Source organism: Dokdonella sp. (genome assembly GCF_049593775.1).
Classification (GTDB): Bacteria; Pseudomonadota; Gammaproteobacteria; order Xanthomonadales; family Rhodanobacteraceae; genus Dokdonella.
Map to the genome: position 1 here is coordinate 1 of NZ_JBAWHJ010000285.1, position 6,656 is coordinate 6,656.

The window sequence follows — 6,656 nt, forward strand, 5'->3', positions numbered from 1 at the left end:
GACAGATGATGAAGCTGAATCCGTTACCAGCAACTGCAGGCCGCTCGGCGAAATGCCGCTCGGCTGGGCAAAGCTGGCTTCGAGTGACAGCCCATCCTGCATGCCCAGTTTGCCGGTGCCGGCAAGGATATCGACCCGACCCCGGCTCAGGTCGAGCACCCAGACCTGATTCTGGCTGGCCGACAGCACGTAGAGCTTGTCGGCGATGACAGCCAGTCCGCCCGGATTGCCTATGGATGTCGTGCGTGCATCGGCATCGTGCGGACGCACGCGTCCTTCTTCACCCGTGCCCAGCACGGTTTCGACATCCCCACCATGCAGGCGGATCCGGCGTACCGCGTGATTGCCGCGATCGGCGAGGTAGAGAAAGTCGTCGCGCAAGGCCAGGCCTTGAGGATCGCGCATTCCGCATTCCTGATTGCGTCCATCCCAGAAACCGGGATCTCCCGATCCGAACTGGCGCAGGATGCGGCCCTCATGGTTGCACTCAAGCACGCGATGGTGGCCGCTGTCGGACACGTAGACCAGTGAGTCAGTTGCCAGCAGCTTGCCCGGAAACAACAGTGGCAAGCGCGGTTCCGGTCGGGATGCCGGCGCCGAGGCCTCGTATTCACGAAGGTCGCGCTCGGCGGCTTCGTCGAGCAGTTTGCCGATCTGCTCGTCCAGATCCTGCCGCCGGCCTTCGCCTGGAATCACGGCCGCGATCAGGCCCTCGGCATCGATCAGCACGGCACTGGGCCACGCATCGATGGCGTACTGCTGCCAGAGCGCATGATTGGGGTCGTTCGCCATCGGGTGCCGGATGTGGTGCCGATTGACGGCCTTCAGCACGGCGCTGGAATCGCGCTGGGCCGGATATTTCGGCGTGTGTATGCCGATCACCGTCAAGCCGTCGTGATAGTGATTTTCCAGAAAGGTCAGGTCCGGCAGCAGGTTCCAGCAATGGACGTTGTCGTAGCTCCAGAACCAGAGCAGAACGACACGTCCGCGCAGCCCCGCCAGCATCGGCGCTTCGCTGACATTGACCCAATCCAGTCCGGCAGGAAACTCCGGTGCGGGTGTTCGTGAATCCATCCTCTCCCCCCCTCTCAACGCTCGATGCGATGCGTGCTCGCCCCATCCGGACGAGTCAGGATTACGTGCCGGTCATGCGGCCAACGTGAGCCATGATGCCATCGCGCGCAAGATCAAGCGCACGCTGGAAGTCCTTCGTCGTGCCGTAATAGGGATCGGGCAGTTCGACAGGCTCGGAAATCCCGACGAACGGCAGGAACATGGCGACTCGATCATTGCTGCCTTCCGGCGCCCTTGCGAGTACGGCACGCAGGTTTACCCGATCCATCACCAGAAGATGGTCGAATCTGGAGAAATCCTCCACGCAGACCTGACGCGCGCGATGATCGGCCAGCGGGTAGCCGTTGGCTTCGGCCATGGCGATGGCACGGGCATCGGCCCTGTTGCCGATGTGATAGCTCTCGGTGCCGGCGGACTCAACCTCGATGTCGAGTCCGGCCCGGGCGAATTCAACGCGGGCGACCGCCTCGACCGTGGGCGAACGGCAGATATTGCCCATGCAGACGAAGAGAATCCTCATTTTCCATCCTTGCCGGCCAGCAAGGCCTCGACTCGTGCAAGATCGGCTGCGGTATCGACACCGGCAGGAAAAGGCTCCGGAGCGATCGCAACTGCGATCGGGCAACCATGCTCGATGGCGCGCAGTTGCTCGAGTGACTCGGCGATCTCCAACGGCGTTCGCGTCATGCCTGCCAGAAGCTTGAGGAAGCCGGCCCGGTAGGCATAGATGCCGATGTGGCGAAGGAATGCGGTCGCTGCGGGCAAGGATTCCCGCGAGCCTGCAAACGCATCACGCGCCCAGGGAATCGGCGCGCGGCTGAAGTAGAGCGCATTGCCGACTGAATCGCGGACGAGCTTTACGCAATTCGCATCGAACAGCTCCTCCGCCGACAACACTGGCGTAGCAAGGGTGGCCATGGGGCAACTGCCCGAGGCCAGGGCAAGTGCTACTTCGCGAATTCCGCTGGCCGGCGCCATGGGCTCGTCACCCTGCAGATTGACTACGATCCTTGAATCATCCCATCCCTGCAGGGTGGCAAGTTCCGCCAGACGGTCGGTACCGGAAGCATGATCATTGCGGGTCAGTGCGACACCGACCCCCGATCCCCGCAGCGCGTCGACGATTCTCTGGTCATCGGTGGCAACGACCACTTCACGTGCGCCGGCTTCCAGCGCACGCCGGGCCACATGCACGATCATCGGGACACCGCCTATCGGCAGCAGCGGCTTGCCTGGAAGGCGCTGCGAACCATAGCGGGCTGGAATGGCGACGACGAAATCGATCTCGGTATTCATGCGCCGATTCTGGCCGAAGCGCGCGCTGCAGGCCAGTTGCCTCGGCCAAACACCCCGCCAGCGCGGTGTATCATGCCCACCCTGACACCATGAGTTCAGACCCTGACGTGACCGACATCATCAGTGTGCCGTCCGCGCTTCCGTTGCGCGCAGCATTGCTGATGGCTGCCAGCGCCACCCTTTTCGGCACGATGGCCGTGGCCATTCGATTCGCCTCCAGCGAACAGCATCCGTTCGAAATCGCGTTTTTCCGCTGCCTGTTTGGTGCCCTGTTCGCCCTGCCCCTGATCCGCGTGCATGGCATCGAGATCCTGCGCACCCGCCGTCTGGGCTTCTACCTGATCCGCTGCGCCGTCGGCATTGTCTCGATGCTGTGCGGTTTCTGGGCACTCGTGCACCTGCCACTGGCGCAGGCGGTGGCGCTGTCCTATTCGACGCCATTGTTCATCACGATTGGAGCCGTGCTGGTCCTGGGTGAAGTGGTGCGCATGCGACGCTGGAGCGCGGTGATCATCGGCTTCATCGGCGTGCTCGTGATCGTGCGTCCGAGCGCATCCGATTTCAGCGTAGCCACCCTGATAGCGCTGACTGCAGCGGCGATCAGCGGCATGGTCACGATCAGCATCAAGTACCTGTCGCGAACCGATCCGCCCGACCGCATCGTCCTGCTGACCACCTTGCTCTGGGTGCCCCTGAGCCTGCCGTTCGCGCTGGCTGTGTGGGAGTGGCCCTCCGCCCATATCTGGCCATGGCTGGTCCTGTCCGGCGCACTCGGCACGGGTGGCCACTACTGCTGGACACGTGCGTTGAAGATGGCGGATGCCTCTGCCCTGGCACCGCTGAGCTACCTGCAATTCCTGGTGGTCGGCGTGCTGGCCTGGCTGTTGTTCAACGAGACGGTCGATACCTACACCCTTCTCGGCGCAGGTATCGTCATCAGCGCCAGCCTGTATATCGCCCGACGCGAGGCGCAGGTTGCCCGCAAGCAGCTCAACGAAGCCTTGGCAGCGAAAACGAAGCCGTCGGTTTGATCGAAACCCCTGGCTAACGCTCCAACTCCCCCCCGGGAGAGGGAGCTAAGGCGGCGCGGTCTTGCGGCGCTCGAACCACCAGACAAGACCGGCGATCGAAAGCCAGAGCAGGAAGAACGGCCAGCGAGGCAGTTGATTCCGTGAGTGCTGCGACGGGGGTGCATCGTTGACCATGGCCATGGTTGCTTCACGAATCGCCATGCGCTGCAAGGTTTCCGCCTCGCCCTGATCGAATACATGGATCGGCCATTCCGTGCCGGCGTTGGCCAGCTGATGCCAGCCGGCACTTTGCGGCCACCAGGCGGCGCAGGATTGCGCGCCGTCTTCCACCAGCAGTTCGTGATGCTCGCCCTGCGCGTCCCGTATCCCCGCGCCGGCCTGCAAGCCGCAGATGACGCTGCGCTGATTCACGCGCGCCTGCTGCGGCAACTGCGGCACCCTCCCGCCGCGCGCCCGCGCCAGTGTCGAAAAGGTCTTGCTCCAGAGTGTTCCATAGGCTTCGCGGTCGCCTTCGAGGGTCATGCGATAGCTGTCCAGCATCAGCGTGATCCCGACACGTCCCTGACCCATGGCGCGCCAGCGGATCAGGTCCGAACCATCCTCCGCTTGCAGCAACGCCACCGAATCCGGCGCACGCACGGCCAGTGGACGGCGAGTGAAGGGCCGGTTTCGGTCGGGTCCGTAGACGTTTCCGGGCAGATTGACCGAGTGCGAAAGATCGGCATCTTCAAGCTTGAATCCCATTGCCGCCCACTCGTCTTCCACCTTGCCGGGAACCGGTCCGGTGATGCGCAGGAGGAGACCCATCCCCGACTCCACCGCGTTGCGAACAGATTCCCTGGCGGACTGCGACAACCCTGCCCAGGAGCGTTCGTCGGCGATCAGAAGATCCGTTTCAGCCAGGGTAGCAGGGTCGAGACGTGCCGCCGCTTGACGTTGCTCGATGCCGCGGCTCAACGCGATCTGGCTACCGAGGCTGTGGCCTGCATCGACTATCCAGCGACGCAGGTACTTGAGCTCTGCATCGGGCGCTCCGGCAACCACGATGGTGCTGAGCGAGTCTTCGGCGCGCGCAGCGATGGCGACCGGTATTTCATCAACCGGGCTGTCACCGGCATCCAGCACTCGCAGTTGGTAGAGCATTCTCGTGTTCGACCTGGCCACGGTCGAAAGTCGGAATCGGCCATCGGCATCGATTGGCGAGGTCGCGACGATCTCCCCGCTTCGGTCGATCAGTTCGACCCGGGCATCGGCGATACCTGCAATGCGCCCGGTCAGTGACCACAGCGTACCGGCGCTGACGGCATCGGGAACCTGCAATTCGACCAGACCAGCAGGCTCATCGGTCGGCTCGAATGCGAGCCCGCGTCCGATTGCTGCTGGCCGGTCCCGCGCCACCAGTCCGTCGCCGAGAACGCGCAAGCGACCAATGCCGGGATGCTGGCGCAGGGCGCTGGCAAGATCTGGCACCCGTTCGATGCCCTCAACCGCATCCGGCGCTTCCGGCAGGACAATCACGGGTGTATCCGCGCCAATGCCTTCCAGTTGGCTGGTGCCAACGCCAGCCGTGATGACAACCGCGCTCTCAGGATCCCGTTCCATTGACGGCGGATACAGAAGCACGCCAATCGAAACGCCCATCAGAAGCTGGCCGGCAACCAGAATCCAGCGCCACCTGCCGCCGGAACGAAGGCTTCGTACGATGCCCAGCAGCACCGCTACGGCGATCACCGACAGGCTGACGAATTGCAGGTTCATGGCTGCACGTCCTTGCCGATGGCATCCAGGTATGACTTGCCGACCGCATCAGGTGCCGCACGCAGCGGCGTTGTCGCCGGCAAGGCGGGCAACAGGGGCCAAAGTGCATCGAGCACGGATTCCCTGCAGACATCGCAGGCTGGTTCGCGTCGCAGAACATCCAGTGCGGCGATCAGATCGAGCGGATCTGCGAGCGTGGATTCATGCTCACCCACCCATGCTTCGAAACCTTCGAGATCGACCGTTTCATTGTTCGAGAGCGCCGCATAGGTTTGTGCAAGCACCGCCGCACCGGCATCGGCGGGAATCAGCACCCCCCCGGGATCACGCAAGCCATCGCGCTCACCCGAAAGGCGCCGACTTTCATCAACCGGCGGCAACTCGAGACCGACCCTGGCCAGATAGATGCGTGAGGCCTGCTGCACCTGTTTTATGAACCCCAGTGCGCGGTTCTCGAACGGGAGTGCCTTGCCGGGCTCGCCCATGCGCAGATGCAATTCCGCTTGCCACATCTCGGCCAATGCCGATTTCAGGATCTTTCTGGTTTCCGGATCGAGCAGGGTCGCCGCTTCGGCGTGATCGTGGGCGTGACCGTATTCCGCAAGCACGTCGTCGGCGATACCGAATCCGGCATTGCCATTGGCGTTGCCATGGTCGTGCCCATCGTCGTGGCTGTGGCCACTCGGCAGGGCATCGAGCTGGGTCGCTTCGTCCTTGTGATCGTCGTCAGCGGATTCCTGATGTTCCGGACCCGCTCCGCGGCCGGACTCAAACTCTTCACCAAGGAACTGGCCATAGCGCAGCCGCAGGATTTTCTGGTCGACGCCAATCGTGTCGGAGCGCGCCAGAAATTCATCGGGACCAAGCTGTGCACGCTCGTCGAGCAAGGCCTCGGTATCAATGATGATCTGGCGCTGGCTACGGAAATACGCAGGCAAGGCCTTCTGCACGATCCCCTCGACACCTTCGCTTTCGGTCGCCAGCTCAGCCGGCCAACGCAGGATGTAGCTCGCACTGCGCGCCAGATTGGACTCCGGCTCGCGCCGATCGCTCACGCTCATGCGGACAATCAAGTCATCACCTGGCGTGAGACCGGCGGACGACAATGACAGCCTTCGCTTGAAAGTTTTCTGGCGAGCCGTTCCACCCGATTCGGGTCGCAGGCGTTCGCTGCGCTCACTCACGGTAACCTGCTCGCCGCTGCCCTGGGCCAGGGTGATGCCAAGACTCGCATCGCCAACGCCGTAGTCGTCGCTGACTTCGAATTCCAGCAACCAGGATTGCTGGCCCGGCTCGACCAGGCTGAGCGTCTTCTCGGGCACGATGACTCGTATCACGGGTGGCTGGTCGGCCACGGCATCAAGGCGATGCAGTTGATCATCCTGCAATGGAGGCGCGCCCGTCACGACGAGGCGATACAGGGTCGAATGCTCCAGTGTCGTCTGCGCAACCCAGGCTCCGCCTTCAGGGTGCAATTCGATTTCCGAACCATCATGG

Annotated in this window: 6 protein-coding genes; 1 reads left to right on the forward strand and 5 read right to left on the reverse strand. The window is 63.1% G+C overall.

Translation table 11 applies throughout. The features are described 5' to 3' along the window. The 3 genes from WBP53_RS10130 to kdsB form a co-directional block, all read right to left on the reverse strand. Window positions 1-1,074: thioredoxin-like domain-containing protein (locus WBP53_RS10130; protein WP_423928521.1), on the reverse strand; the 1,074-nt coding region annotated here is incomplete at its 3' end. A gap of 61 nt (window positions 1,075-1,135) precedes the next feature. Further along, entirely contained in the window at window positions 1,136-1,594 is a 459-nt protein-coding gene (locus WBP53_RS10135) for a low molecular weight protein-tyrosine-phosphatase (RefSeq protein WP_423928523.1), read from the reverse strand. After that, a complete protein-coding gene (kdsB, locus tag WBP53_RS10140) occupies window positions 1,591-2,370 on the reverse strand; it encodes a 3-deoxy-manno-octulosonate cytidylyltransferase (RefSeq protein WP_423928525.1) in 780 nt (259 codons plus the stop codon). The genes WBP53_RS10135 and kdsB overlap by 4 nt, the downstream gene beginning before the upstream one ends. An 89-nt stretch (window positions 2,371-2,459) precedes the next feature. Between kdsB and WBP53_RS10145 the strand changes: the two genes are divergently transcribed. Beyond that, a complete protein-coding gene (locus tag WBP53_RS10145; protein WP_423928527.1) occupies window positions 2,460-3,401 on the forward strand; it encodes a DMT family transporter in 942 nt (313 codons plus the stop codon). Window positions 3,402-3,446: 45 nt separating this feature from the next. Here the strand turns inward: WBP53_RS10145 and WBP53_RS10150 are convergent, their stop codons facing one another. Both WBP53_RS10150 and WBP53_RS10155 read right to left on the reverse strand, forming a co-directional pair. Further along, on the reverse strand, window positions 3,447-5,159 hold the full coding sequence (locus WBP53_RS10150) for a carboxypeptidase-like regulatory domain-containing protein (protein WP_423928529.1): 1,713 nt from the start codon (window positions 5,157-5,159) through the stop codon (window positions 3,447-3,449). Further along, on the reverse strand, window positions 5,156-6,656 hold a 1,501-nt coding region (locus WBP53_RS10155; protein ID WP_423928531.1), incomplete at its 5' end, for a hypothetical protein. The genes WBP53_RS10150 and WBP53_RS10155, both read right to left, overlap by 4 nt.